Origin of the sequence: Leclercia sp. 119287 (assembly GCF_009734485.1) — a bacterium.
In the GTDB taxonomy this organism is placed as follows: Bacteria; Pseudomonadota; Gammaproteobacteria; order Enterobacterales; family Enterobacteriaceae; genus Enterobacter; species Enterobacter adecarboxylatus_C.
In genome coordinates this window covers 129,533-155,727 of sequence record NZ_CP046445.1, presented here as the reverse complement: position 1 = coordinate 155,727, position 26,195 = coordinate 129,533, and the positions used below count along the sequence as shown (strand labels likewise).

The following is a 26,195-nucleotide window of genomic DNA, read 5'->3' as shown; positions in this document are numbered from 1 at the left end:
CTGCCGACGCGGTGGCGTTTAGCAAGGATCGAAATTCATCAGTCGTGGTTGTTCATTTTTGGGGGGCGCTCCAGGGGAGAAAGTTAACGTGGATAAGGATAACGGTAATTTGTTGACCGTTTCAAGGTTAAATCTTCAACGGCACGGCATAAAAAAACCCGCCGAAGCGGGTTTCTAGCACTCCCGGTGCCCGTGCAAGCGTAGCGCCGCCGGGAAAAGGGCGCATTACTGCAGCAGGGAAATATCCGCCACGCGCAGGAACAGCTCGCGCAGTTTTTCGAGCATCGAGAGACGGTTGATACGCAGATCTTTATCTTCTACGTTCACCATCACTTTCTCGAAGAAGGCGTCGATCACGTCGCGCAGTTCGGCCAGCTCCACCAGCGCTTCCTGGTAGCGACCTTCCGCGAAGACCGGCTCCAGCTTGTCGCGCAGTACCACAACCTGCATCGCCAGGGCGATCTCTTCCGGCTCTTTCAGCGTCGCGGCGTTGACACGCTCGTTCAGCTTTTCATCGGACTTCGCCAGAATATTGGATACACGCTTGTTGGCCGCCGCCAGAGCAGACGCCGCTTCCAGGGTACGGAAGTGGGAAACCGCCTTCATACGGGCATCGAAATCAGCCGGACGGGTCGGACGACGCGCCAGCACCGCCTGGATGGTGTCGACGGTGTAACCTTCGTCCTGATACCAGGCGCGGAAACGGCCCAGCATAAAGTCGATAACATCATCTACCACGTTGGCGTTGGTCAGCTTGTCGCCGTACAGACGCACCGCTTCTTCAGTCAGGGTTTGCAGATCGAGGTTGAGGTTCTTCTCAACGATGATGCGCAGCACGCCCAGCGCAGCACGACGCAGCGCAAACGGGTCTTTATCGCCTTTCGGATGCTGACCGATACCGAAGATACCCGCCAGGGTGTCCATCTTGTCGGCAATCGCGACGGCACAGGCCACCGGGTTGGACGGCAGATCGTCACCGGCAAAGCGCGGCTGATACTGCTCGTTCAGGGCGACAGCTACGTCTTCCGCTTCGCCATCGTGACGCGCATAGTGCATGCCCATCACGCCCTGAGTGTCGGTAAATTCGAACACCATGTTGGTCATCAGGTCGCACTTGGAGAGCAGGCCTGCGCGGGTGGCGTGGTTGACGTCCGCGCCGATTTCACGGGCGATCCAGCCGGACAGCTCCGCGATACGGTCGGTCTTGTCGCGCAGCGTACCCAGTTGCTGCTGGAACAGCACGGTCTGCAGGCGCGGGAGGTGATCTTCCAGACGCTTTTTACGGTCGGTATTAAAGAAGAACTCGGCATCCGCCAGACGCGGACGCACCACTTTCTCGTTACCGGAGATAATCTGAATCGGATCTTTCGATTCAATGTTGGCCACGAAGATGAAGTTCGGCAGCAGTTTGCCGTCATTGGCATAGACCGGGAAGTACTTCTGGTCGCCCTTCATGGTGTGAACCAGCGCTTCTGCCGGTACCGCGAGGAATTTCTCTTCAAACTTCGCGGTCAGGACCACCGGCCATTCCACCAGCGAGGTCACTTCTTCCAGCAGGCTTTCGCTCAGATCGGCGTTACCGCCAATCTGACGTGCCGCTTCTTCCGCGTCCGCTTTAATACGGGCTTTACGCTGTTCATAGTCAGCGATGACCTTACCGCGCTCCAGCAGGATTGAAGGATACTGGTCGGCATTGTCGATGGTGAACTCCGGCTCGCCCATAAAGCGGTGGCCGCGGATCACGCGATCGGACGCCACGCCCAGAATGGTGGCAGGGATCACGGTGTCGCCCAGCAGCAGGGTCACGGTGTGAACCGGACGCACGAAGTGGACGTCGCTTGCGCCCCAGCGCATCAGTTTTGGGATCGGCAGCTTAGCCAGCGAGGTGGCGATCATGTTTGGCAGCAGCGCTTCTGCGCTCTCGCCCTTCACATGGGCGCGATACAGCAGCCATTCGCCTTTGTCGGTAGTCAGACGCTCGGCCTGGTCAACGGTGATCCCGCAACCACGCGCCCAGCCTTCTGCCGCTTTGCTCGGCTTGCCTTCAGCGTCGAACGCCTGAGCAATGGCCGGGCCGCGCTTTTCAACTTCGCGATCGGGTTGGGAAGCAGCCAGGTTTGCCACTTTCAGCGCCAGGCGGCGCGGGGCAGCAAACCATTCGATTTTACCGTGTGCGAGGCCAGCGTTATCCAGCTCGGCAGTCACGTTCGCAGCAAAGGACTCCGCCAGGCTGCGCAGGGCTTTTGGTGGCAGCTCTTCGGTGCCGATTTCCACCAGGAAAGTTTTCTCAGACATGGCCGCCTCTTATTTGTTTCGGTTGCACATCGGGAAGCCAAGGGCTTCACGGGACGCATAGTAAGCTTCTGCAACGGCTTTGGTCAGGGTACGAATACGCAGAATGTAGCGCTGACGTTCAGTCACGGAGATCGCTTTACGGGCGTCCAGCAGGTTGAAGCTGTGGGCGGCCTTCAGAATACGCTCGTAGGCGGGCAGCGGCAGCGGAGTCTCCAGCGCCAGCAGCTGCTGGGCTTCTTTCTCGTACTGCTCGAAGCAGGTGAACAGGAAGTCCACGTCCGCGTATTCGAAGTTATAGGTGGATTGCTCCACTTCGTTCTGATGGAACACGTCGCCGTAGGTGGTTTTACCCAGCGGGCCGTCGCTCCAGACCAGGTCGTAAACGCTGTCTACGCCCTGAATGTACATGGCCAGACGTTCCAGACCGTAGGTGATTTCACCGGTGATCGGCTTACATTCCAGACCGCCCACCTGCTGGAAGTAGGTGAACTGCGTCACTTCCATACCGTTCAGCCACACTTCCCAGCCCAGACCCCAGGCACCCAGCGTTGGGTTTTCCCAGTTATCTTCCACGAAACGAATGTCGTGAATGGTTGGATCCATACCCAGCTCTTTCAGCGACCCAAGGTACAGCTCCTGAATATTGTCCGGTGATGGCTTAATGACCACCTGGAACTGATAGTAGTGCTGTAAGCGGTTCGGGTTTTCACCGTAGCGACCATCGGTCGGACGACGGGATGGCTGCACATAAGCGGTCGCCATTGGCTCTGGCCCCAGCGCGCGCAGGCTGGTCATCGGGTGTGAGGTGCCAGCGCCGACTTCCATGTCCAGTGGTTGAACAATGGTGCAGCCCTGACGAGCCCAGTAATCCTGTAAGGTCAGGATCAGGCCCTGGAAGGTCTTAGTATCGAACTTTTGCATAGTATTTCGTGCTGGATACGTGTGGTTTTAAATGGAAGGGATCAGTATACCCGTCGGATGCAAGATATACAGTACGAAACGGCGTTGTTTAGGGAAAATTGGGAAATAAGCATAGCTGACAACGCCCTCGGGACACAGCCACCTCATGACGCGACGGCCTTAACGCATCGAAAGATGTAAAAAATGGCCTTCTGGGTCAAAAGAACAGATGAAACTCTCATTGCGGGCAGTGAAACCCTGCATTTCATAGCTACCCTGGAACTGTTCGAATGCGGTGACGTCGATTTTTTGCGCACCGGTATTGTAGCGCTGAGCCGCCCGATCCTTACACAGCTGTTCCATGTCCAGCGAACGCACCGGACTGACTTTCTTCGTTTGCGCTTTTTGCGCGGGGGACGTCTCCTGAGCCGCGCAGCCGGCCAGTAACGCGGGGATCAGGATCCACATTGCACGCATCATCATTTTTATTACCGCCCTGTGCTGTGGCTATTATTTTTAAACTCTAAACTTTATAGATTATGGCCCGGCATTCTGCGAATCTCACCGCCCGGGCACAAGCAGGGCGATGCAAACTCAGAATTTTCCAGTGAGCGTCTTTAGCAATACCACAGTCAGACTCTTTTTAATGCGAAAACAGAGGGATGGATGCAGGAAAAAATTAACTGGATTGATAATCTGCGGGGAATTGCCTGTTTAATGGTGGTGATGATCCATACCACGACCTGGTATATCACCAATGCCGCAAGCGTCAGCCTCGTTAACTGGGATATCGCCAATATTCTCAACTCCGCTTCACGCGTGAGCGTGCCGCTGTTTTTCATGATCTCCGGCTATCTCTTTTTTGGTGAGCGCAGCGCGCAACCGCGCCACTTTTTACGCATCGGGCTGTGTCTGCTGTTTTACAGCACCGTGGCGTTCCTTTATATCGTGCTGTTTACTTCGATCAACAGCGAGCTGTCGCTGAAATACCTGCTGCAAAAGCCGGTGTTCTATCATCTGTGGTTTTTCTTCGCCATTATCGTCATTTACCTGCTCTCCCCGCTGCTGCAGGTGAAGAGCGCGAACGGCAAAATGCTGCTGGCGCTGATGATCGTGATCGGCATCGTGGCCAACCCCAACACCGTCTCGCAAAAAATAGGCGGATTTGAATGGCTGCCGATCAACCTGTATATCAACGGCGACACCTTCTATTACGTGCTGTACGGTATGCTGGGCCGCGCTCTGGGTATGATGGATACCCGTAAACGCTGGCTGAATGGGATTTGCGCCGCGCTGTTTATTGCTGCGGTTGCGATCATCTCCCGCGGTACGCTGCATGAACTGCAGTGGCGCGGCACCTTCGCCGACACCTGGTATCTCTACTGCGGCCCGATGGTCTTTATCTGCGCGATGTCATTATTTACCCTGGTGAAAAACACGCTCAATGCACGCCCCCTGCCGCTGCTGGGGTTAATTTCGCGTAACTCACTGGGGATTTATGGTTTTCACGCGCTGGTGATCCATGCTCTGCGCACGCGTGGCGTGGAGTTAAAGAGCTGGCCGCTGCTGGATATTGTCTGGATATTCTCGGCCACGCTGGTGGTCAGTTTGCTGCTGTCTATGCTGTTGCAGCGGATTGATACGCGCAGGTTTGTCAGTTAAGCACGGCTTGCTTGCCCGGCGGCGCTTCGCTTGCACGGGCCTACAAGGCTGTGCAAACGAAACGCCACCCGGCAACGTTTCACGACATCAATGGCAGAAGCTGCTGATAGATCTTGCGGAACACATCGCGTTGCCCGGCATAGCGGACATGACGCGCGGTATCAGGGATGTGCTGCTGTTCCAGCGCCAGCTGTGGCAGCAGCGCCGACAGCGGTTTATCCGGATTCATCGCGATCTGCGCCAGTCGCGCCGCACCGAGAGCAGGTCCGACGTCACCACCGGTACGGTAATCCAGCTGCTGACCGCTGATATCCGCCAGCATCTGACGCCAGTACGGGCTACGCGCCCCGCCGCCAATCAGCGTAATGCTGGTTGGTTTGAGTCCGCATTCATGTACTACATCCATGCCATCAGCCAGGGCATAACCTACCCCTTCCAGTACCGCGCGCGCCAGTTCGGCCGGACCGTGCTGATGGGTTAAGCCAAAGAACACCCCTTTCGCCTGCGGGTTGTTATGCGGCGTGCGCTCGCCGGAAAGATAGGGCAGGAACCAGAGGGTACCCGCGTTTTCATCGGCCTGCTGCGCAGCATCGAGCAGGGCCGGAACGCTGCCTAAGCCGGTCAGTTTTGCCGCCCAGTCCAGGCACGACGCCGCGCTGAGCATCACCGACATCAGATGCCATTTGCCGGGTAACGCATGGCAGAAGCTGTGCACCGCGCTGTCAGGGTTACTGCGATAACCGTCGCTGACGGCAAAGTAGACGCCGGATGTGCCCAACGACAGCATGGCCTGTCCGGCATCGGCCATCCCCACACCAACCGCGCCCGCGGCGTTATCACCGCCCCCCGCCACGACCGGAACGGCCGGCATATCCCACCGTTGCGCGACCGACGGCAGCAGCGTGCCGGTCTGCTCACAGCCTTCGAACAGAGCAGGCATATGGTCGCGGGTGAGATGGCAGGCGTCGAGCATCGTCTCGCTCCAGTCGCGTTTAGCGACGTCGAGCCACATAGTGCCTGCCGCATCGGACATATCGCTGGCGTACTCGCCGGTCATCCGCAGACGCAGATAATCTTTTGGCAGCAGCACCTTCGCCACCTGGCTAAAAATCTCGGGCTCGTGGCGCTGGACCCACAGCAATTTGGGTGCGGTAAAGCCCGGCATCATCAGGTTGCCGGTGATCTCCCGGGATGTCGGCACGCGTTCTTCCAGCAGGGCGCACTCTTCACCGCAGCGGCCGTCATTCCATAAAATGGCCGGACGCAAAACACGGTTGTCCTTGTCCAGCAGCGTAGCGCCATGCATCTGCCCGGCAATTCCCAGGGCTTTGACTTCCCTCAGCGAATGCTGCTCGCCAAGCGCCTTCAGAGCGCGATCCGTTGCCAGCCACCAGGCTTCAGGATCCTGTTCAGACCAGAGCGGATGTGGCCGTGAAACCTGCAATTTTTCTGTTTGCGCTGCCAGCACGTCGCCCTGTTCATTTAACAGAATGGCTTTCACACCCGATGTGCCAAGATCGATCCCGATATACATGCCCTGGGCTCCTTAAAATTGTAGGCCGGGCAAGCGTAGCGCCGCCCGGCGATACCCGTTACTTGTCGAACAGGTAATGATTCACCAGATTTTCCAGCAGCTCCTGATGACCACTCTGGTGCTGCGGCGCCAGGTTATGCTGTTCAGCGTACTTCGCCAGTTCCGTCAGCGATAACTGGCCTTTCAAAATTTGCTGACCCAGTTCACTGTTCCAGCCGCCATAGCGTTTCGCCACGCGCTTATCCAGCTCGCCGTCTTCAATCATGCGGGCGGCCACTTTCAGCGACAGCGCCATGGTGTCCATCGCCCCAATATGACCATAGAACAGATCGTATTTATCGGTACTCTGACGGCGCACTTTGGCGTCAAAGTTCAGGCCGCCGGTGGTAAACCCACCCGCTTTAATGATTTCGTACATCACCAGCGCGTTTTCTTCCACGCTGACCGGGAACTGATCGGTATCCCAGCCCAGCTGCGGATCGCCGCGGTTAGCATCCACGGAGCCGAAAATGCCCAGCGCGATAGCGGAGGCGATCTCGTGGTGGAACGAGTGGCCGGCCAGGGTCGCGTGGTTGGCTTCGATGTTCACTTTGATCTCTTTTTCCAGCCCGAACTGCTTGAGGAAGCCGTACACCGTTGCCACGTCGTAATCGTACTGGTGCTTGGTCGGCTCCTGCGGTTTTGGCTCAATCAGCAGCGTGCCCTGGAAACCGATTTTGTGTTTATGCTCCACCACCATTTGCATGAAGCGGCCAATCTGCTCGCGCTCCTGGCGTAAATCGGTATTGAGCAGCGTTTCGTAGCCTTCGCGCCCGCCCCACAGGACGTAGTTTTCGCCGCCCAGCTGATGGGTCGCGTTCATCGCTGTCACGACCTGGGTGGCCGCCCAGCTGAACACTTCAGGATCCGGGTTGGTGGCAGCCCCTGCGCCATAGCGCGGATGGGTAAAGCAGTTGGCGGTGCCCCACAGCAGCTTCACGCCGCTCTGCTGCTGTTTTTCAGCCAGTACGTCGACCATCTGCGCAAAGTTATTCAGGTACTCTTTCAGCGAGGCGCCTTCCGGGGAGACGTCCACGTCGTGGAAGCAGTAGTAAGGCACGTTCAGCTTGTGGAAGAATTCAAAGGCAACGTCCGCTTTGCGCTTCGCCAGCTCAAGCGCGTCGCCCGGCTGCTGCCAGGGACGATCGAACGAGCCCACGCCAAACATATCGGCCCCGCTCCAGCAGAAGGTATGCCAGTAGCAGGCGGCGAAACGCAAATGATCTTCCATGCGCTTACCCAACACCAGCTCGTCCGGGTTGTAATGACGAAACGCTAAAGGATTAGAGGATTTCGGGCCTTCATAACGAACGCGATCGAGTTGATCGAAATAAGCTTGCATAGTGAGCTCCATAATCAGGGGTGCGGCGAAGAGTAGATACTGGAGTAATAGTGAATAGTGATCGCAGCTTGCTCAATTACGTTATTTCACACTGCTATTGAGAGAATGCACAAACGTGCGCTGGCTCGCAAAATCAATTTGCAGTCAAAGGAATTTCACAGCGTAAATTCCAGAATCATGTGTAATTAAGAAGTTATGTAATTTAAAATAAGATCGCGGTCATAAATTCGAAAATAAACCAAATATCATAACGAGAAGATAAAAATCTGTAATTGCCAGTCTGCCGTTCCCCGTTAAGAATTTGCTACGTCTCTTGCAATGATTGTTTCTTTTATCTCAGTTACCTAACCCTACAAAAGGCAATACAATTATGAAGATAAAGAACCTGTGCCTCACTCTTTGTGCATCGCTGCTGCTGGCGAGTACGGCGAGTCATGCAAAAGAAGTCAAAATCGGCATGGCGATCGATGACCTCCGCCTGGAGCGCTGGCAAAAAGATCGCGATATTTTTGTCAATAAGGCAGAAGCATTAGGAGCAAAAGTTTTTGTCCAGTCTGCCAATGGCAATGAAGAAACCCAAATGTCGCAAATCGAAAATATGATTAACCGCGGCGTCGATGTGCTGGTTATTATTCCCTATAACGGTCAGGTTTTAAGTAACGTGGTAAAAGAAGCCAAACGCGAGGGCATTAAAGTATTGGCCTATGACCGCATGATTAATAACGCCGACATCGATTATTATATTTCCTTCGACAATGAAAAAGTCGGTGAATTACAGGCGCAAAGCCTGGTAGCGAAAGTGCCACAGGGGAACTATTTCCTGATGGGCGGCTCGCCAGTAGACAACAACGCCAAATTATTCCGCGCCGGGCAGATGAAAGTGCTGAAGCCGTACATTGACGAAGGCAAAATCAAAGTGGTTGGCGACCAGTGGGCAGATGGCTGGCTGCCAGAAAACGCACTGAAAATTATGGAAAACGCCTTAACTGCCAACAATAACAAAATTGACGCCGTGGTCGCGTCTAACGATGCCACCGCTGGCGGCGCAATTCAGGCGCTCAGCGCTCAGGGGCTGGCCGGAAAAGTGGCGATCTCCGGGCAGGATGCAGACCTGGCCGGGGTGAAACGCATTGTGGCCGGCACCCAGACCATGACGGTGTATAAACCGATCACCGAGCTGGCCACCACCGCCGCAGAAATTGCCGTTGAGCTGGGCAATGACCAGCAGCCTAAAGCCGACACCAGCTTAAACAATGGCCTGAAAGATGTGCCGTCCCGACTGTTAACCCCTATCGAAGTCAATAAAGAGAACATTGACGCCACCGTTGTGAAAGACGGTTTCCATAAAAAAAGCGAACTGTAGTCCATCATCGCCCCTGCCTAGCGGGGGCGCATCGACTTGCACTGTTTTCCTTCGGGTCATGTGGGGCAGTTATGTCTTATCTCCTTGAAATGAAAAGCATCACTAAGGCGTTTGGCGCGGTGAAGGCCGTGGACAACGTCAGTCTGCGTTTAAATCCCGGCGAGATCGTCTCGCTGTGCGGTGAAAATGGCTCCGGCAAATCGACGTTAATGAAAGTGCTGTGCGGCATTTACCCCCACGGCAGCTATGACGGCGAAATTATTTTTTCCGGCGAAGCCCTGCAGGCCACGCACATCCGCGATACCGAACGTAAAGGCATCGCCATCATTCACCAGGAGCTGGCGCTGGTGAAGCACCTCACCGTGCTGGAGAACATCTTCCTCGGCGCCGAGATCGCCCGTCACGGGGTGCTGGATTACGACACCATGACCCTGCGCTGCGAAAAGCTGCTGGCACAGGTGAGCCTGGCGATCTCTCCCGATACCCGGGTGGGCGAGTTAGGTTTGGGGCAACAGCAGCTGGTGGAGATCGCCAAAGCGCTCAACAAACAGGTGCGCCTGCTGATCCTCGATGAACCGACCGCTTCGCTGACGGAACAGGAAACCGCGGTATTGCTGGACATCATTCGTGACCTGCAAAACCACGGTATTGCCTGCATTTACATCTCCCACAAGCTCAACGAAGTGAAAGCTATTTCGGACACGGTCTGCGTCATTCGCGACGGGCAGCATATCGGCACCCGCGAAGCGCAGGGAATGAGCGAGGATGACATCATTACTATGATGGTGGGCCGGGAGCTCACTGCGCTCTACCCAAATGAACCGCATACCCTCGGGGAGGAGGTGCTACGCGTGGAGCATCTCACCGCCTGGCATCCGATCAATCGTCATATCAAACGGGTGAACGACGTCTCCTTCTCGCTGCATCGCGGTGAAATTCTTGGCATAGCCGGGCTGGTCGGCGCCGGGCGTACCGAGGCCGTGCAGTGTCTGTTCGGCGTCTGGCCCGGTCGCTGGGAAGGCCGTATCTTTATTGACGGGCAGCCGGTCGATATCAAAAACTGTCAGCAGGCGATTGCCCACGGCATCGCGATGGTGCCGGAAGATCGTAAGAAAGACGGCATCGTGCCGGTGATGGCGGTAGGTAAAAATATCACCCTCGCCGCCTTAGATCAGTTCAGCGGAAAGCTAAGCAGCCTTGATGACGCCGCCGAGCAGCACTGCATTCTGCAGTCCCTTCAACGGCTGAAGGTCAAAACGTCTTCCCCGGACCTCGCCATTGGTCGTCTTAGCGGCGGCAATCAGCAGAAGGCCATTCTTGCCCGCTGCCTGTTGCTCAACCCGCGCATCCTGATCCTTGATGAACCCACCCGCGGGATTGATATCGGTGCGAAATACGAAATCTACAAGCTGATCAACCAGCTGGTTCAGCAGGGTATTGCCGTAATTGTGATTTCGTCAGAGCTGCCTGAAGTGCTGGGTCTGAGCGACCGGGTGCTGGTGATGCACGAAGGAAAACTGAAAGCCAACCTGAACAACCAGAACCTGACGCAGGAACAGGTGATGGAAGCCGCATTAAGGAGCGAACGCCATGTCGAAAAGCAATCCATCTGAATTAAAAGCCACGGCGCCCGCACCGGGTCTGTTTTCAGGGTTGAAAGCGCTTAATCTGCAGGTCTTTGTCATGATTGCCGCCATTGTAGCGATCATGCTGTTCTTTACCTGGACCACTGACGGCTCGTATCTCAGCGCCCGTAACGTCTCCAACCTGCTGCGTCAGACCGCCATTACCGGCATTCTGGCGGTGGGGATGGTGTTTGTGATTATCTCGGCGGAGATCGACCTCTCCGTAGGTTCGATGATGGGCCTGCTCGGCGGCCTGGCGGCGATTTTCGACGTCTGGCTGGGCTGGCCGCTGCCGCTCACCATCGTGGTTACCCTGCTGCTCGGTTTACTCCTCGGCACCTGGAACGGCTGGTGGGTGGCCTATCGTAAAGTGCCGTCGTTTATCGTCACCCTGGCGGGGATGCTGGCCTTCCGCGGCATTCTGATTGGCGTGACCAACGGCACCACCGTCTCTCCCACCAGCGCCTCCATGTCGCAGATTGGTCAGAGCTATCTCTCCAGCGGGGTCGGTTTTAGCCTCGGCGCAATTGGCCTGATGGCGTTTGTTGCCTGGCAGTGGCGGAGCAGAATGCGTCGTCAGTCCTTAGGGTTAGCCACGGCGCCATCCACCTCGGTGGTCGGACGCCAGGCGCTGACGGCGGTGATTGTCCTCGGGGCGATCTGGCTGCTGAACGACTATCGCGGCGTGCCGACGCCGGTGCTGCTGCTGGTTCTGCTGCTGCTGGCCGGGATGTTTATGGCCACCCGCACCGCCTTTGGTCGGCGCATTTATGCCATCGGCGGCAACCTCGAAGCCGCGCGCCTGTCCGGCATCAACGTTGAGCGCACCAAGCTCGCGGTCTTTGCCATTAATGGCCTGATGGTCGCCGTGGCGGGTCTGATCTTAAGCTCGCGCCTGGGGGCAGGCTCGCCGTCGGCAGGGAACATTGCCGAACTCGACGCCATCGCTGCCTGCGTCATTGGCGGAACCAGTCTGGCGGGCGGGATCGGCAGCGTCGCCGGGGCGGTGATGGGTGCCTTTATTATGGCGTCGCTGGATAACGGAATGAGTATGATGGACGTCCCGACATTCTGGCAGTATATCGTTAAGGGTGCCATTCTGTTGCTGGCAGTATGGATGGATTCCGCGACCAAAAGGCGCGCCTGAGGATGCTTTATCGTCTGTCACTGATTCTGGAAAAAGAGCGCCATGTTTGAGAAGCGTCACCGCATAACGTTGTTATTCAATGCCAATAAAGCTTATGACCGTCAGGTCGTAGAGGGTGTGGGTGAATACTTGCAGGCGTCGCAGTCCGAGTGGGATATCTTCATCGAAGAAGATTTCCGGATGCGTATCGATAATATTAAAGAGTGGCTGGGCGACGGCGTTATCGCGGATTTTGACGATGCCGTTATCCAGCAGCTACTGGTCGATGTCGACGTCCCCATCGTCGGCGTCGGCGGCTCCTACCACAAGCCGGAAAATTACCCTCCCGTGCACTATATCGCGACGGACAACTACGCTCTGGTGGAGAGCGCCTTTCTCCATCTGAAGGAGAAAGGGGTGCACCGCTTCGCCTTTTATGGCCTGCCCGTTTCCAGCGGCAAAGGCTGGGCGGCGGAACGTGAGTATGCGTTCTGTCAGCTGGTGGCAAAGGAGAAGTATCGCGGCGTTGTCTATCAGGGGCTGGAGACGGCCCCGGAAAACTGGCAGCACGCGCAGAATCGTCTCGCCGACTGGCTGCAAACCCTGCCGCCGCAGACCGGGATTATCGCCGTGACCGATGCCCGCGCCCGGCACGTGTTACAGGTGTGCGAGCATCTGCACATTCCGGTACCGGAAAAGCTGTGCGTCATTGGTATCGATAATGAGGAACTAACGCGTTACCTGTCACGGGTGGCGCTCTCCTCCGTGGCCCAGGGAACGCGTCAGATGGGCTATCAGGCAGCCAAACTGCTGCACCGGCTGCTGGATAATGAAAACCTGCCGCTGCAACGGCTGCTGGTACCGCCGATGCGCGTTGTGGAGCGGCGATCGACCGATTACCGTTCACTGAACGATCCGGCGGTGATTCAGGCGATGCACTACATTCGTAACCACGCCTGTAAAGGCATCAAAGTGGACCAGGTGCTGGATGCGGTAGGGATTTCACGTTCAAATCTGGAGAAGCGTTTTAAAGAAGAGGTGGGCGAGACGATCCATGCGGTGATTCACGCCGAGAAACTGGAGAAAGCCCGCAGCCTGCTAATTTCGACGTCGCTTTCGATTCATGAGATTTCGCAGATGTGCGGTTATCCCTCTCTACAATATTTCTATTCGGTATTTAAAAAAGAGTATGACACCACGCCGAAAGAGTATCGCGATCGCTACAGTGAAGTGCTGATTTAAATAAAAAAAGGCCTCCCGGATGGAAGGCCTTTTTTACTATTACATATGTGCGGCGATTAAGCGCTGGTTATCCTGGTACATCGCAAACAGATAGTTGTTATAGCGTTGGCCCTGGGTTGAGTAACCTTTCAGCTTATGGATCATGGTGCTTGCCGTCACTTCCTGGTCTGCTTTACGCAGCTGCGCGCGCGACTTACGGAAGGATTTATAAGCAGGATGCGTGTTCAGATTCACAACATAAGCATTCACGGAATCTTTTACCGATTCAAACTGTGAGTAGCCTTTCACCTTGCCCGGCGCATTGTTACAACGCCCTTTCGCACATTTCATGCCGAAGAGGTTGTTATTACTGCGCGCCAGCTTCGAGGTACCCCAGCCACTTTCGGCTGCAGCCATCGTTGCGACCATGCTGCCTGGAATAATATCTACGCGCTCTAAGAGAGAGTTCCACGGCACACGACGCGTGTTTCCGTTCCAGCTCACTTTATAGCGTTTTGAAATTTCTTTCAGACGCGTGCGTTCTGATGGCGACCAGCGGCTATCGTACTGCTTGGAGATCAACCAGTTACGATCCGCCGTAATCGCGGCATTTTGACTTGTAATATAAGGCATTACCGTCCGGAGAAACGCTTTTTTCCTTGGTGTCCCGGAAGGGTATTTTCGCAAATCAGGAAGTGAACTACTCTTTGCACTATTGCGAGAATACTCTTGTTTACTGCTAACCTTACTACTTGTCGTCTTTATGACGTGGGCCTTCTTACTCGTTGTATCCGTGTGCGTCTTCGCAAGCACCTCACCAGAAATTGCCATGGTGAGTAACATGAGTATCGCGGCCCCATATCGTCGAATGGGAGTCGATATCATTAAGTCTCCTGGTCGGATAGAAACATTCCAACACCTTATTTTTTTCGTAAAATGAGAAGCGAATCTCAGATCCTAGCAAAAATAGACGAGAAGAGCATTCAAAGAAATAGTCTAAATCCGAAACCCTGTCATCCAGAAAGCGTTCGCTTAAGCATCATTTTCACCAAAATGTGCTCAATATCGCAGTTAATACGCCCGTTTAGCGTGAGATCACTCACCCTCATTGCTCCTCCCTGCGCGATAGCGCCAGGGGAGGAGTTAGCCTTCTACAATAGATGGCAAACTGAGCAAAACGCTGTGACAGGAAACCGGTATGAAACGTTCCGCTCTCGCTCTTCTCCTCTTGCCTGCCATGGCCAGCGCCGACTGGTCAGCCCCGGGTTTTTCGACCTTTACGGCTGAAGGCTCGGGGGTCTTCACGGCACAGGCAAAGCTGACGAAGGGTATCCGCCCGCTGACGGTGAATCTTGACAAGACGTGCTGGCAGCCTACAAACGCGATAAAACTCAACGAGATGATGTCACTCAAGCCGTGCGAAGGGGATCCGGTGCAGTGGCGACTGTTCCGCGACGGTGATTATCAGGCACGGATTGATACCCGCTCCGGCACGCCTACCCTGATGTTGACCGTCGCCAGCGAGAGCGAAAAAGCGGTAACCAACGTGGTGCGCCAGTGCCCGAAATGGGACGGCACCCCCCTGACGGTCGACGTCAGCAACACCTTCCCGGAAGGAAGCGTGGTGCGTGATTTTTACAGCAAACAGACCGCCACCGTGCAGCAGGGCAAAATCACCCTGCAACCCGCCCCGGACAGCAACGGCCTGCTGTTACTGGAGCGTGCCGGGACGGAAAAACCCGCCCCGTTCAGCTGGCAAAACGCCACCGTCTATTTTGTCCTGACCGATAGGTTTGAGAATGGCGATCCGGGCAACGACAACAGTTACGGACGCCATAAAGATGGCATGCAGGAGATCGGCACCTTCCACGGCGGCGACCTGAAGGGGCTCACCAGCAAACTGGATTATCTGCAACAGCTCGGCGTCAACGCCCTGTGGATCAGCTCGCCGCTGGAGCAGATCCACGGCTGGGTCGGCGGCGGCACCAAGGGTGACTTCCCCCATTACGCCTATCACGGTTACTACACCCAGGACTGGACCCGACTCGATGCCAACATGGGCACGGAAGACGATTTACGCCAGCTGGTGGATGAAGCCCATCGTCGGGGGATCCGCATCCTGTTTGACGTGGTGATGAATCACACCGGTTATGCGACGCTGGCCGACATGCAGGAGTACCAGTTCGGCGCACTCTATTTACAGGGTGATGAGCTGAAGAAAACCCTGGGTGAACGCTGGACCGACTGGAAGCCTGCCGCCGGACAGAGCTGGCACAGCTTTAACGACTACATCAATTTTAGCGACAAAGCCGCATGGGAAAACTGGTGGGGCAAACAGTGGATACGCACCGACATTGGCGATTACGACAACCCCGGCTTCGACGATCTGACCATGTCGCTGGCCTTCCTGCCGGATCTGAAAACCGAATCCACCACTCCTTCGGGCCTGCCGAACTTTTATCGCCATAAACCCGACACCGGGGCAAAAGCCGTCGATGGCTACACGCCCCGGGACTACCTCACCCACTGGCTGAGCCAGTGGGTACGGGAATACGGGATTGACGGTTTCCGGGTCGATACCGCCAAGCACGTGGAGCTGGCAGGCTGGCAGCAGCTGAAGGACCAGGCCAGTGACGCGCTAAAAGCCTGGAAAGCGGCCAACCCGGAGAAAAAACTCGACGATGCGCCCTTCTGGATGACCGGTGAATCCTGGGGTCACGGGGTGATGCAGAGCGATTACTACCGTCACGGCTTCGATGCGATGATCAATTTTGATTATCAGGAGCAGGCGGCGAAAGCGGTAGATTGCCTGGCCGATATCGACCTGACCTGGCAGCAGATGGCAGAAAAGCTTCAGGGCTTTAACGTCCTGAGCTACCTCTCTTCCCACGATACGCGTCTGTTCCGCGAGGGCGACCACCGGGCGGCAGAGCTACTGTTACTCGCGCCGGGCAGCGTTCAGATATTTTATGGTGATGAATCCGCCCGACCGTTCGGCCCGACGGGCTCCGACCCGCTGCAGGGGACGCGCTCGGACATGAACTGGCAGGATATCAGCGGCGCGCAGGCCGCCACCGTCGCCCACTGGCAGCGGCTCGGGCAGTTCCGCGCCCGCCATCCGGCAGTGGGGGAAGGAACGCAAACCACGCTGTCCCTGCCCCAGGGCTATGGCTTTGTGCGTGAGCACCAGGGCGACAAGGTGATGGTGGTATGGGCGGGTAATCGCTGATCGTTACGTTCAGAATCCCTCTCCCGACGGGAGAGGGATAATACAGCATAATTCACTGCCTGATGGCAAACTGATAACACAAAGCAATCATTCTGTCTTTCCACGCTGATTTGCACCTGCGCAGTTGTAGCGTTATGGTGAGCCACTCTTAGAACAAGCCCGACAGAACACCTGCTATGACTTTTTCACTTTTCGGCGACAAATTCACCCGCCATTCAGGCATTACCCGCCTGATGGAGGATCTCAACGACGGTCTGCGCACACCGGGCGCCATCATGCTCGGCGGCGGTAACCCGGCACAAATTCCGGAGATGAACGCCTATTTTCAGACGCTCCTTGCGGACATGCTGGAAAATGGCAAAGCCACTGATGCGCTGTGCAATTATGACGGCCCGCAGGGGAAAACCGAGCTGCTCGCTGCCCTGGCAGAGATGCTGCGCGACACCCTCGGCTGGGAGATCGAACCACAGAATATTGCACTGACAAACGGCAGCCAGAGCGCGTTTTTCTACTTATTTAACCTCTTCGCGGGCCGACGTGCCGACGGCACCACCAAAAAGGTGCTCTTCCCGCTGACGCCGGAATACATCGGTTACGCCGATTCCGGCCTTGAGGATGACCTTTTCGTCTCCGCACGTCCGAACATCGAGCTGCTGCCGGAAGGCCAGTTCAAATATCACGTCGATTTTGAGCACCTGCATATTGGCGAAGAGACCGGCATGATCTGCGTCTCCCGGCCCACCAACCCAACCGGGAACGTGATTACCGACGAAGAGCTGATGAAGCTGGATGCGCTGGCGAACCAGCACGGCATTCCGCTGGTGATTGATAACGCCTATGGCGTGCCCTTCCCGGGCATTATCTTCAGCGAAGCGCGCCCGCTGTGGAACCCGAACATTGTCCTGTGCATGAGTCTGTCCAAGCTGGGCCTGCCTGGCAGCCGCTGCGGGATCATCATCGCCAATGAGAAAATCATCACCGCCATCACCAATATGAACGGCATTATTAGCCTGTCACCGGGTGGTATTGGTCCGGCGATGATGTGCGAGATGATTAAGCGCAACGATCTGCTGCGTCTGTCGAATGAGGTGATCAAGCCTTTCTACTATCAGCGCGTACAAGAGACGATCGCCACCATTCGCCGCTACTTACCGGAAAATCGCTGCCTGATCCATAAACCCGAAGGAGCGATTTTCCTCTGGCTGTGGTTTAAGGACCTGCCGATCACCACCGAGCTGCTGTATCAGCGTCTGAAAAAGCGCGGGGTGTTGATGGTACCGGGGGACTACTTCTTCCCGGGGCTGGATAAACCCTGGCCGCATACCCATCAGTGCATGCGCATGAACTACGTGCCGGACCCGGAAAAAATCGAAGCCGGCGTTAAAATTCTGGCAGAAGAGGTTGAGCTCGCCTGGCGGGAAAACGGCCAGTAACGTTTTACGCCAGATAACGCAGCCGTTCGGCGCGTAATCTGGCGGGATCGACGCAGCTTAACGCATAGGTGGGACAGGCCGCCACGCAGGCCGGTCCCGCTTCGCGGTGCGCGCAGCGGTCACACTTCAGGGCCTGAACCTGCTCAGCGCTCCCCGTCACCTGCATAGCCCCAAACGGACAGGCGACCATACAGCTTTTACAGCCGATACAGCGCGCCTGATCCACCTGCCACACTCCCGCCTGCCGCTGGATGGCCTGCGTCGGGCAGACGTTGGCGCAGGGCGCATCTTCACACTGATGACAGGTGACCGCCGTGGTAAAGGTCCCGCCTTTCACCACCCGAATGCGGGAAGTAAACGTCCTTGCCGTCACGGCCGCACAATTCTGATCTTCCTGATGCGATACCACACAGGCCACTTCGCAGGTGCGACAGCCAATACATTTCGCCGGGTCCGCAACAATAAACGGGTTCATCGCCTGCTCCATCCTTGCTGAAAAAAATCAGGTTGCCAGAGGGTTCGGGTTGAGCGCCTTGATCAGACAGGGTAAAAGCCCCGATTTGTGCGCCCTGCCGTGAAAACTGGCCATCTGCCAAAGAACTCAGGCAGAATTGATGTGTTCTTTACAGTAGCGGCGTTTCCAGACTCCGGGCGTTAAACCTGTATGCTTGCGAAAGATTTGCCGGAAGTAGCCGGCATCGTTAAAACCGCAGCGGGTTGCTACCTCTTTCAGCGATACGGCATCGTTGAGCAACAGCTTCTCAGCGGCCCTGACACGCTGGCGGTGGATCGCCTCGGTCAGGGTCAGATTGAAGACCCGTCGAAACACCCGCCCCAGGTAGTCCGCGTTGCAGTGCAGCTCTTTGGCAAGCATAGAGGTGGAGATCGGCAGGTGAAACTGGGTGCCGATTAGCTGCCGCGCCTTCCACGCCAGATTCACTCCCGCTTCATCCGGCGGCAGTTCCTGCCCGGCCGCCAGGGAGAGCTGCTGCAGTATCAGCAGCAGAAGAAATTCCAGCGCCGGGCTGCGCTGAAGCTTCTCCTGCTCGGTCAGAAATTGCCGGAAAAGCGCAACCATTGCCTGCGGATCGCCGGTTTTTCCGTGCTGTTGTACAGACAGCAGCGTGCTCCTGGCAGAGGGCAGGCTCTGCTCGTCGACCTCAAAATGCAGCCAGTAAAAGCGTAAATCGGCGGGAAAATCCTCAATGCCCTTATGCAGACGATGCGGCCAGAGCAGTAGGCTCTCACCGGCATGCACCTCAAACATGCTCCCCTCCTCCTGGATCGTTAATGTTCCCTTTTCGACAAAAATCACTTCCCACGAATCGAGCCTGCGTGCCGGATGACGCCCCACGCCCCGGGAGATGAAATACCCGCCATTCTGGACCCTGATCGGAAGTGCTATGGACAATTCGAGCATTGGCATTCACTTTTCCGCTATTAATAGACAATTTATGACGCTTTATTACTGATTATTAACAGATAATTTCCTTTCGCCCCGATCGAAATCACATTTTGAGAACAAGGTCGGAATCCTCACCTTTTTATACTTTTCCCTTCCCTTGTTGAGGCCGGGGATCGGTGCAAAATTAATCGGGTACCTGACAAAACAATATAAAAAATCCGATAACCCGAGGAGTTACCTCATGACTTCCACTCCGATTACGCAGACAGAGATTGCCCGGCAGGCCGTCAACGAGCGCCTTTCAGTACGAGAAAAAATTGGCTACGGCCTGGGTGATGCGGGCGGGACGGTCATCACCTGTCTGATCATGAATTTTCTTACCTTCTTCTATACCGATGTCTTTGGATTAACCCCGGCGCTGGTCGGCACGCTGTTTATCGCCCTGCGCATTTTCGACGCCATATCCGACCCGGTGATGGGGATCATTGCCGACCGCACCCAAAGCCGCTGGGGACGCTTTCGCCCTTGGCAGCTGTGGGTCGCCCTGCCGATTGGCGCGATCGGCGTCCTGACCTTCACCGTGCCGGATGCCGGAATGGGAGTCAAAATCGCCTGGGCGTTCGGCACCTATTTGCTGCTCTCGGTGGGCTATACCGCCATCAACGTGCCCTACTGCGCGCTGATCAACACCATGACCACCCGCCACAGCGAGGTGCTCTCCTGTCAGTCCTGGCGCTTTGTGCTGTGCGGCGTGGCCGGTTTCCTGGTCTCGGTCGGCCTGCCGTGGCTGGTCTCAGAGCTCGGCCAGGGCGACACGGCCCAGGGGTATCAACTGGGCGTGGGGGTGTTGTGCGCCATTGCGGTGGTGATGTTCCTGTGCTGTTTCTTCTGGGTGCGTGAGCGCGTGCCGCTGGCAATGATGGGGAAATTTACCCTCAGGGAGCATCTCGCCGGTCTACGCCAGAACGATCAGCTGCTGCTGATGCTGGTGATGTCCTTCCTGCTGATTAACGTCTTCAACATCCGTGGCGGCGGCTACATGTATTTCATCACCTACGTGCTGAAGGGCAGCACCGCGTATACCTCGCTGTTCTTCACCATGGTGACCTTTGCCGCCATTCTCGGGGCGGTGATCGTCAACCTGCTGTCGCGCCGCAGCGATACAGTCAAACTCTACTATTACACTAACCTGGTGCTGGCGGCACTGGCAGTGGGAATGTGGTTCCTGCCCGGCGGCCCGGCGCATCAGACCCTGTGGCTGGTGGTGATTCTGGCGAACGGGGTGATCCTTGGCTTTACCCTGCCGCTGCACTTCTCGTTAATGGCCTTTGCCGACGACTACGGCGAGTGGAAAACCGGCGTGCGCTCCTCCGGGATGAACTTCGCCTTTAACCTGTTTTTCATCAAGCTGGCCTGGGCATCCAGCGCCGGGATCATCAGCCTGGTATTCATTTTTGTCGCCTATCAGCCGGGCGCTGGTAACCAGACGGCCGCCTCGCTGCAGGGCATCACCACCATGGAAACCCTGCTGCCTGCCCTTTTCCATCTGCTGCTGGCGCTGGCGATCCGCAAGTGCCGGCTCAATAACCCGATGATGGCGCGCATTGCCACCGACCTGCGCCAGCGTCACGCTCAAGCCTGAGGAGAATATGATGTCCATAATGGAACCCGACCTGCATAAACTGAAAATCAGCGACCCGTTTCTGGGCCAGTATCAGCAGCTGGTGCGGGATGTGGTTATCCCCTACCAGTGGGATGCCCTGAACGATCGCATCACCGAGGCCGAACCGAGCCATGCAATCGCCAACTTCCGCATTGCGGCGGGCCAGCAGAGCGGCGAATTTTACGGGATGGTCTTTCAGGACAGCGACGTGGCGAAATGGCTGGAGGCGGTCGCCTGGTCGTTGTGCCAGAAGCCCGACGCTGAGCTTGAAAAGACCGCCGACGAGGTGATTGAGCTGGTGGCCGCTGCGCAGTGCGAGGATGGCTACCTGAATACTTACTTCAAGGTAAAAGCTCCGGACGAGCGCTGGACAAACCTGGCGGAGTGCCATGAGTTGTACTGCGCCGGGCATATGATTGAAGCGGGCGTGGCGTACTTCCAGGGCACCGGCAAGCGCCATCTGCTGGAGGTGGTCTGCAGGCTGGCCGACCATATCGACAGCGTCTTTGGTCCGGGCGAGCAGCAGCTGCACGGCTATCCGGGTCACCCGGAGATTGAGCTGGCGCTGATGCGCCTGTTCGATGTCACCCAGGAGCCACGCTATCTGGCGCTGGTGAAATACTTTGTCGAGCAGCGCGGGACTCAGCCGCACTTCTACGATATCGAATATGAAAAGCGCGGAAAAACCTCTTACTGGAACACCTACGGTCCGGCGTGGATGGTGCAGGACAAAGCCTACAGCCAGGCGCATCAGCCGCTGGCGGAACAGCAGACGGCCATCGGCCACGCGGTGCGCTTCGTCTATCTGATGACCGGCGTCGCGCACCTGGCCCGCCTGAGCCAGGACGAAAGCAAACGCCAGGACTGTTTGCGTCTCTGGAACAACATGGCCCAGCGCCAGCTGTATATTACCGGCGGGATTGGCTCCCAGAGCAGCGGCGAAGCTTTCAGCAGCGATTACGATCTGCCGAACGACACCGTCTATGCCGAGAGCTGCGCCTCGATCGGCCTGATGATGTTTGCCCGGCGGATGCTGGAGATGGAGGCCAACAGCCAGTACGCCGACGTGATGGAGCGGGCGCTGTATAACACCGTACTGGGCGGCATGGCGCTGGACGGGAAGCACTTCTTCTACGTTAACCCACTGGAGGTGCATCCGAAAACGCTGAAATTTAACCATATTTATGATCACGTGAAGCCGGTTCGCCAGCGCTGGTTCGGCTGCGCCTGCTGCCCGCCGAATATCGCCCGGGTGCTGACCTCCATCGGCCACTACATCTATACCGTCCGTGAGGATGCGCTGTTTATTAACCTCTATATCGGCAACAGCATGACCTTCCCGGTGGGTGACGAAGAGTTACAGGTACGGATCAGCGGTAACTATCCCTGGCATGAACAAATCAACATTGAGATCACCTCCCCGGTGGCGATCGACCATACCCTGGCTTTGCGTCTGCCGGACTGGTGTGATAATCCGCAGCTGACGCTGAATGGCGACCTCGTCGCCGGCGAGGTGCGTCAGGGTTATCTCTACCTAACCCGCCGCTGGCAGGAGGGCGACAGGCTGCAGTTAACCCTGCCGATGCCGGTACGTCGGGTTTACGGGAATCCGCAGGTACGCCAGCAGGCCGGGAAAGTGGCGATCCAGCGCGGGCCGCTGGTCTACTGTCTCGAAGAGGCGGATAACGGCGCCGGACTGCATAACCTGACCCTGCCCGCCGATAGCGAATTTAAGCTCGTGGAAGGAAAATGGATTTTTGCCCATAAGGTGCTGATCCAGACCCAGGGTTATGCCCGCCACGCCGCGAACGCGGAAAAGCGACCGCTGTGGCAGTACGATCGCGCCCCGACCATGCAGCAGGCGCAGACCCTGACTTTTATTCCGTGGTTTAGCTGGGCGAATCGCGGCGAGGGAGAGATGCGCATCTGGGTGGATGAGGCGTAAGAAGAAAACGATTGAGGCTGCCCTCGTCCCTGAGGGCAGATTGCTGAAAGATCAGAACTTCCAGGAGAGACCGGTCATCAGCGCGAAGCTGTCGTCACGGTCGATCATCGGGCTGTTTTTCACGTCGTCAGGCAGTACGATATAGACCGCGCTGGCGTTCAGATAGAGGTTCTGCGTCAGCGGGTATTTCGCCGCCAGGCCGATATAGGGGGTCACACTTTCACCGGCAGTGTACTGCTGCAGACCACTGCGGCGGGACTCTTTCGCAGAGACACCGTAGTAGTAATCGTTGAAGCTTTCGTCGTGGAAGAACACGCCCACCGACGGCGTCAGGGTCAGGCGCTCCATCCGGATCGGGCGGAAGTAAGACATCTCGCCCACCACGCCGCCGCTCTCGTCCATCGCATCGGCCGCCAGGGCAAACTTCAGGCTACCCCAGCTTTCGTGACGGTAGTAGGCCCCACCCAGCATCGCGGAGGCTTTACGCTCATCCAGTTGCTTCATCACGTGGTCGTCGTTATCTTCCGGGTCGAAGTGCAGCGGCATCCAGGAGGCGGTCAGGCTCAGTTCGTTTTTCGCATCTTTCCAGACGATCCAGCCGCCGGTGGTCTGACGCACGTAGAAATGTTCGCCTTCGTAGCTAATTAAAGGGGCAGCGGAGACGTTCTCGTTATAGCCTTTATAGGGTGATTCATTAAACACTGCGCCAGCGCCAACTGAAAAATCATCGGCCATTGCGGATGTCGCCGTAAATAAAGCGGCCGCGATGAGTAAATTCTTTTTAAACTTCATTGTTTGCAATCCATTAAATGTCATACGACGCGGCGCATAATAATGGTTACAAAAATCGCGATGCAAATGGGATATTTGTATAATATTATATATAAATTCATATAGATGGGCGTCAGGCAATGAACAAGCTGCAAATCAAACCGCGAGAATTAAAAATTATTTCCGTCATTGCCGCGACCCACAGCATCGGAGATGCTGCTGCATTGTTGGGAATGGCCCAGGCCAACGTCAGTAAATATCTCGCTGATTTCGAAACCCGCGTCGGGCTGAAAATTTTTGAGCGCACCACCCGCCAGCTGGCGCTGACCCAGTTCGGTGAATCACTGCTGCCCTTCGTCAATGCATCACTGGAAAAAAACGAACAACTGGTTAATTTTATTGCTGATTACAAACACGAAAAACGCGGCAAGGTCACCATTTATGGCCCGTCGGGGATCGTCACTTACCTGGCCCGCCACGTGATTCATGAGATCGAAAATATTGGCGATATTCGTATTAGCCTGAAGACCTACAACCTGGACAAGAATGAGTTTTTCGAAGGGGTCACCTTTCCCGATGATTGCGATATTTTAATTACCTATGCTCAACCGAAAGATGAAAATCTGGTTGCCAGCACCTTAACCAAATATTCTGTTACTGCTTTCGCCACGCCGGAATATATTAAAAAGCACCCAGTTAATCATCCTGACGATCTCATTAATCACTCCTGCATTCTTATCGATTCAATGATAATCGATGACGCTAATATCTGGCGTTTTCGCGTGAATAATAGCGAGCAGGTAATCGATTATAAAGTCACGGGTAATTATATTTGCGACAACACCCAGACGGCGCTGGAGCTGGCCCGCAATCATCTGGGGATCGTCTTTGCGCCAAAAGAGAGTCTGCTACGGGAGATAGAAGAAGGCTCAATGGTGCCCTGTTTCACCCATCAGGAGGAGTGGTGGCTGGATCTGGTAGCGATCTTCCGCAAACGTGACTATCAGCCGTGGCGGGTGCAGTTTGTGCTGGACGGGGTGTTGAATACCCTGCGTAAACAGATTGAGCAGACCCCCCTGGGGCGGCCTGCTCTCAGAGGTTAGAACAGGCCCAACGGTTTATCGGAGTAGCTGACCAGCAGGCATTTGGTCTGCTGGTAATGTTCCAGCATCATCTTGTGGGTTTCGCGGCCAATGCCCGACTGTTTGTATCCGCCAAACGCAGCGTGCGCTGGATAGGCGTGATAGCAGTTGGTCCAGACGCGTCCGGCCTGGATCCCACGCCCCATCTGATAGGCCAGATTGCCGTTACGGCTCCAGACCCCTGCACCCAGGCCATACTGCGAATCGTTGGCCAGCTCCAGCGCCTCCTCCATGGTTTTGAAGGTGGTCACCGCCAGCACCGGGCCGAAGATTTCTTCCTGGAAGACGCGCATGTTGTTTTTACCGGACAAAATCGTCGGCTCGAGGTAGTAACCCTCTTTCAGCTCGCCGTCCAGCTGCTTGCGCCGTCCGCCGGTTAAGAGCTCGGCCCCCTCTTTCTTACCGATATCGATATAGTTGAGGATGGTCTCCAGTTGCCCGTGCGACACCTGGGCACCCATCTGGGTGATGCTGTCCAGCGGGTTGCCGCTGCGGATCGACTCCACGCGACGAATGGCGCGCTCCATAAAGCGCTCGTAGATCGACTCCTGCACCAGCGCCCGGCTTGGGCAGGTGCAGACTTCGCCCTGGTTGAAGGCAAAGAGGGCAAACCCTTCCAGCGCCTTATCAAAGAAGGCATCCTCTTCGTCCATCACGTCGGCAAAGAAGATGTTCGGGGATTTGCCGCCCAGCTCCAGCGTCACCGGAATGATGTTCTGGGTGGCGTACTGCATGATCTGCTGACCCACTTCGGTGGAGCCGGTAAAGGCCACTTTGGCGATCCGTTTGGAGGTCGCCAGATATTCACCGATTTCGCCCCCGGCGCCGTTGACCACGTTCACAACCCCAGGCGGGAGCAGGTCGCCTACCACTTCCATCAGCAGCAGGATCGACAGCGGCGTTAAGCGCGCCGGTTTCAGTATCACGCAGTTACCGGCTGCCAGCGCGGGTGCCATTTTCCAGGCAGCCATCAGCAGAGGGAAGTTCCACGGGATGATCTGGCCGACCACGCCCAGCGGCTCATGGAAGTGATACGCCACTGTGTCCTTATCCACCTCGCTGATACCGCCCTCCTGGGCACGAATACAGGAGGCGAAATAGCGGAAATGGTCGATCGCCAGCGGCACGTCGGCGGCCATGGTTTCGCGGATCGGTTTCCCGTTGTCCCAGGTCTCTGCCGTGGCCAGCAGCTCCAGATTCTGCTCCATGCGATCGGCAATTTTGAACAGGATCGCAGCGCGATCCTGTACCGAGGTATGCGCCCATTTGTCTTTGATCTTGTGGGCGGCATCCAGCGCCAGATCGATATCGCGCTTCCCGGAGCTGGCAATTTCGCACAGCGGCTGGCCGGTCACCGGGGTCAGGTTCTGGTAATAATCGCCGTCGGCCGGGGGAACCCAGTCGCCGCCGATAAAGTTGTCATAACGGGCTTTCAGTTTGAGGGGGAAACCATATTCGCCGGGCAGGATACGTGCTGAGGGAGGGTTATTCGTCATGACT

20 protein-coding genes are annotated in these 26,195 nt (G+C 56.4%); 10 read left to right on the top strand and 10 right to left on the bottom strand.

The window, feature by feature from the left end; all coding sequences use genetic code 11:
- Nucleotides 1-225 precede the first annotated feature (225 nt).
- From glyS to GNG27_RS00730, 3 genes are all read right to left on the bottom strand, one after another.
- A complete protein-coding gene (gene glyS, locus GNG27_RS00740; protein ID WP_142487781.1) occupies nucleotides 226-2,295 on the bottom strand; it encodes a glycine--tRNA ligase subunit beta in 2,070 nt (689 codons plus the stop codon).
- Nucleotides 2,296-2,304: 9 nt separating this feature from the next.
- Nucleotides 2,305-3,216, bottom strand: a complete 912-nt coding sequence (gene glyQ / locus GNG27_RS00735; protein WP_003860141.1) for a glycine--tRNA ligase subunit alpha — start codon at nucleotides 3,214-3,216, stop codon at nucleotides 2,305-2,307.
- A 159-nt stretch (nucleotides 3,217-3,375) separates the two neighbouring features.
- Nucleotides 3,376-3,672, bottom strand: a complete 297-nt coding sequence (locus tag GNG27_RS00730) for a YsaB family lipoprotein (RefSeq protein WP_370462902.1) — start codon at nucleotides 3,670-3,672, stop codon at nucleotides 3,376-3,378.
- 189 nt (nucleotides 3,673-3,861) lie between these two features.
- On the opposite strand from GNG27_RS00730, the gene GNG27_RS00725 reads away from it, so the two are divergent.
- Complete coding sequence (locus GNG27_RS00725; RefSeq protein ID WP_156262659.1) at nucleotides 3,862-4,857, top strand: acyltransferase; 996 nt, start codon at nucleotides 3,862-3,864, stop codon at nucleotides 4,855-4,857.
- A gap of 79 nt (nucleotides 4,858-4,936) precedes the next feature.
- Here the strand turns inward: GNG27_RS00725 and xylB are convergent, their stop codons facing one another.
- Both xylB and xylA read right to left on the bottom strand, forming a co-directional pair.
- A complete protein-coding gene (gene xylB, locus GNG27_RS00720) occupies nucleotides 4,937-6,391 on the bottom strand; it encodes a xylulokinase (protein WP_156262658.1) in 1,455 nt (484 codons plus the stop codon).
- Between the two features lie 58 nt (nucleotides 6,392-6,449).
- The gene (gene xylA, locus GNG27_RS00715) at nucleotides 6,450-7,772 is read right to left on the bottom strand and encodes a xylose isomerase (protein WP_142487777.1); all 1,323 of its coding nucleotides are present in this window, start codon (nucleotides 7,770-7,772) and stop codon (nucleotides 6,450-6,452) included.
- A 370-nt stretch (nucleotides 7,773-8,142) separates the two neighbouring features.
- Between xylA and xylF the strand changes: the two genes are divergently transcribed.
- The 4 genes from xylF to xylR all read left to right on the top strand — a co-directional run bounded on the left by xylF (nucleotide 8,143) and on the right by xylR (nucleotide 13,128).
- Entirely contained in the window at nucleotides 8,143-9,135 is a 993-nt protein-coding gene (gene xylF / locus GNG27_RS00710) for a D-xylose ABC transporter substrate-binding protein (protein WP_142487776.1), read from the top strand.
- 71 nt (nucleotides 9,136-9,206) lie between these two features.
- On the top strand, nucleotides 9,207-10,748 hold the full coding sequence (locus GNG27_RS00705) for a xylose ABC transporter ATP-binding protein (RefSeq protein ID WP_142487775.1): 1,542 nt from the start codon (nucleotides 9,207-9,209) through the stop codon (nucleotides 10,746-10,748).
- Nucleotides 10,726-11,907, top strand: a complete 1,182-nt coding sequence (gene xylH, locus GNG27_RS00700) for a xylose ABC transporter permease XylH (RefSeq protein WP_142487774.1) — start codon at nucleotides 10,726-10,728, stop codon at nucleotides 11,905-11,907. The genes GNG27_RS00705 and xylH overlap by 23 nt, the downstream gene beginning before the upstream one ends.
- Nucleotides 11,908-11,949: 42 nt before the next feature.
- A complete protein-coding gene (xylR, locus tag GNG27_RS00695) occupies nucleotides 11,950-13,128 on the top strand; it encodes a D-xylose utilization transcriptional activator XylR (protein ID WP_156262657.1) in 1,179 nt (392 codons plus the stop codon).
- Between the two features lie 39 nt (nucleotides 13,129-13,167).
- On the opposite strand, the gene GNG27_RS00690 is transcribed toward xylR, so the two are convergent.
- On the bottom strand, nucleotides 13,168-13,992 hold the full coding sequence (locus GNG27_RS00690; protein WP_142487772.1) for a protein bax: 825 nt from the start codon (nucleotides 13,990-13,992) through the stop codon (nucleotides 13,168-13,170).
- A 313-nt stretch (nucleotides 13,993-14,305) separates the two neighbouring features.
- On the opposite strand from GNG27_RS00690, the gene GNG27_RS00685 reads away from it, so the two are divergent.
- Both GNG27_RS00685 and avtA read left to right on the top strand, forming a co-directional pair.
- Nucleotides 14,306-16,336, top strand: a complete 2,031-nt coding sequence (locus tag GNG27_RS00685; protein ID WP_156262656.1) for an alpha-amylase — start codon at nucleotides 14,306-14,308, stop codon at nucleotides 16,334-16,336.
- Between the two features lie 176 nt (nucleotides 16,337-16,512).
- Complete coding sequence (avtA, locus tag GNG27_RS00680) at nucleotides 16,513-17,769, top strand: valine--pyruvate transaminase (RefSeq protein WP_142487770.1); 1,257 nt, start codon at nucleotides 16,513-16,515, stop codon at nucleotides 17,767-17,769.
- Nucleotides 17,770-17,773: 4 nt separating this feature from the next.
- Here the strand turns inward: avtA and GNG27_RS00675 are convergent, their stop codons facing one another.
- Nucleotides 17,774-18,244 (bottom strand): 4Fe-4S binding protein, encoded by a 471-nt coding sequence (locus GNG27_RS00675; RefSeq protein ID WP_142487769.1) that lies wholly within the window; start codon nucleotides 18,242-18,244, stop codon nucleotides 17,774-17,776.
- 126 nt (nucleotides 18,245-18,370) lie between these two features.
- Nucleotides 18,371-19,189, bottom strand: a complete 819-nt coding sequence (locus GNG27_RS00670; RefSeq protein ID WP_156265019.1) for a helix-turn-helix domain-containing protein — start codon at nucleotides 19,187-19,189, stop codon at nucleotides 18,371-18,373.
- A 226-nt stretch (nucleotides 19,190-19,415) separates the two neighbouring features.
- Here GNG27_RS00670 and GNG27_RS00665 point away from each other — a divergent pair, with 226 nt between their 5' ends.
- Both GNG27_RS00665 and GNG27_RS00660 read left to right on the top strand, forming a co-directional pair.
- Nucleotides 19,416-20,816, top strand: a complete 1,401-nt coding sequence (locus GNG27_RS00665; RefSeq protein WP_156262655.1) for an MFS transporter — start codon at nucleotides 19,416-19,418, stop codon at nucleotides 20,814-20,816.
- A 10-nt stretch (nucleotides 20,817-20,826) separates the two neighbouring features.
- Nucleotides 20,827-22,782: a glycoside hydrolase family 127 protein gene (locus GNG27_RS00660; RefSeq protein ID WP_156262654.1), complete on the top strand. Its 1,956-nt coding sequence runs from the start codon at nucleotides 20,827-20,829 to the stop codon at nucleotides 22,780-22,782.
- 51 nt (nucleotides 22,783-22,833) lie between these two features.
- Here GNG27_RS00660 and GNG27_RS00655 read toward each other — a convergent pair whose 3' ends face one another.
- Nucleotides 22,834-23,574 (bottom strand): MipA/OmpV family protein, encoded by a 741-nt coding sequence (locus GNG27_RS00655; RefSeq protein ID WP_156262653.1) that lies wholly within the window; start codon nucleotides 23,572-23,574, stop codon nucleotides 22,834-22,836.
- A gap of 119 nt (nucleotides 23,575-23,693) precedes the next feature.
- On the opposite strand from GNG27_RS00655, the gene GNG27_RS00650 reads away from it, so the two are divergent.
- A complete protein-coding gene (locus GNG27_RS00650; RefSeq protein ID WP_156262652.1) occupies nucleotides 23,694-24,656 on the top strand; it encodes a LysR family transcriptional regulator in 963 nt (320 codons plus the stop codon).
- On the opposite strand, the gene aldB is transcribed toward GNG27_RS00650, so the two are convergent.
- Nucleotides 24,653-26,191, bottom strand: a complete 1,539-nt coding sequence (gene aldB / locus GNG27_RS00645; protein ID WP_156262651.1) for an aldehyde dehydrogenase AldB — start codon at nucleotides 26,189-26,191, stop codon at nucleotides 24,653-24,655. The genes GNG27_RS00650 and aldB overlap by 4 nt on opposite strands.
- Nucleotides 26,192-26,195 lie beyond the last annotated feature (4 nt).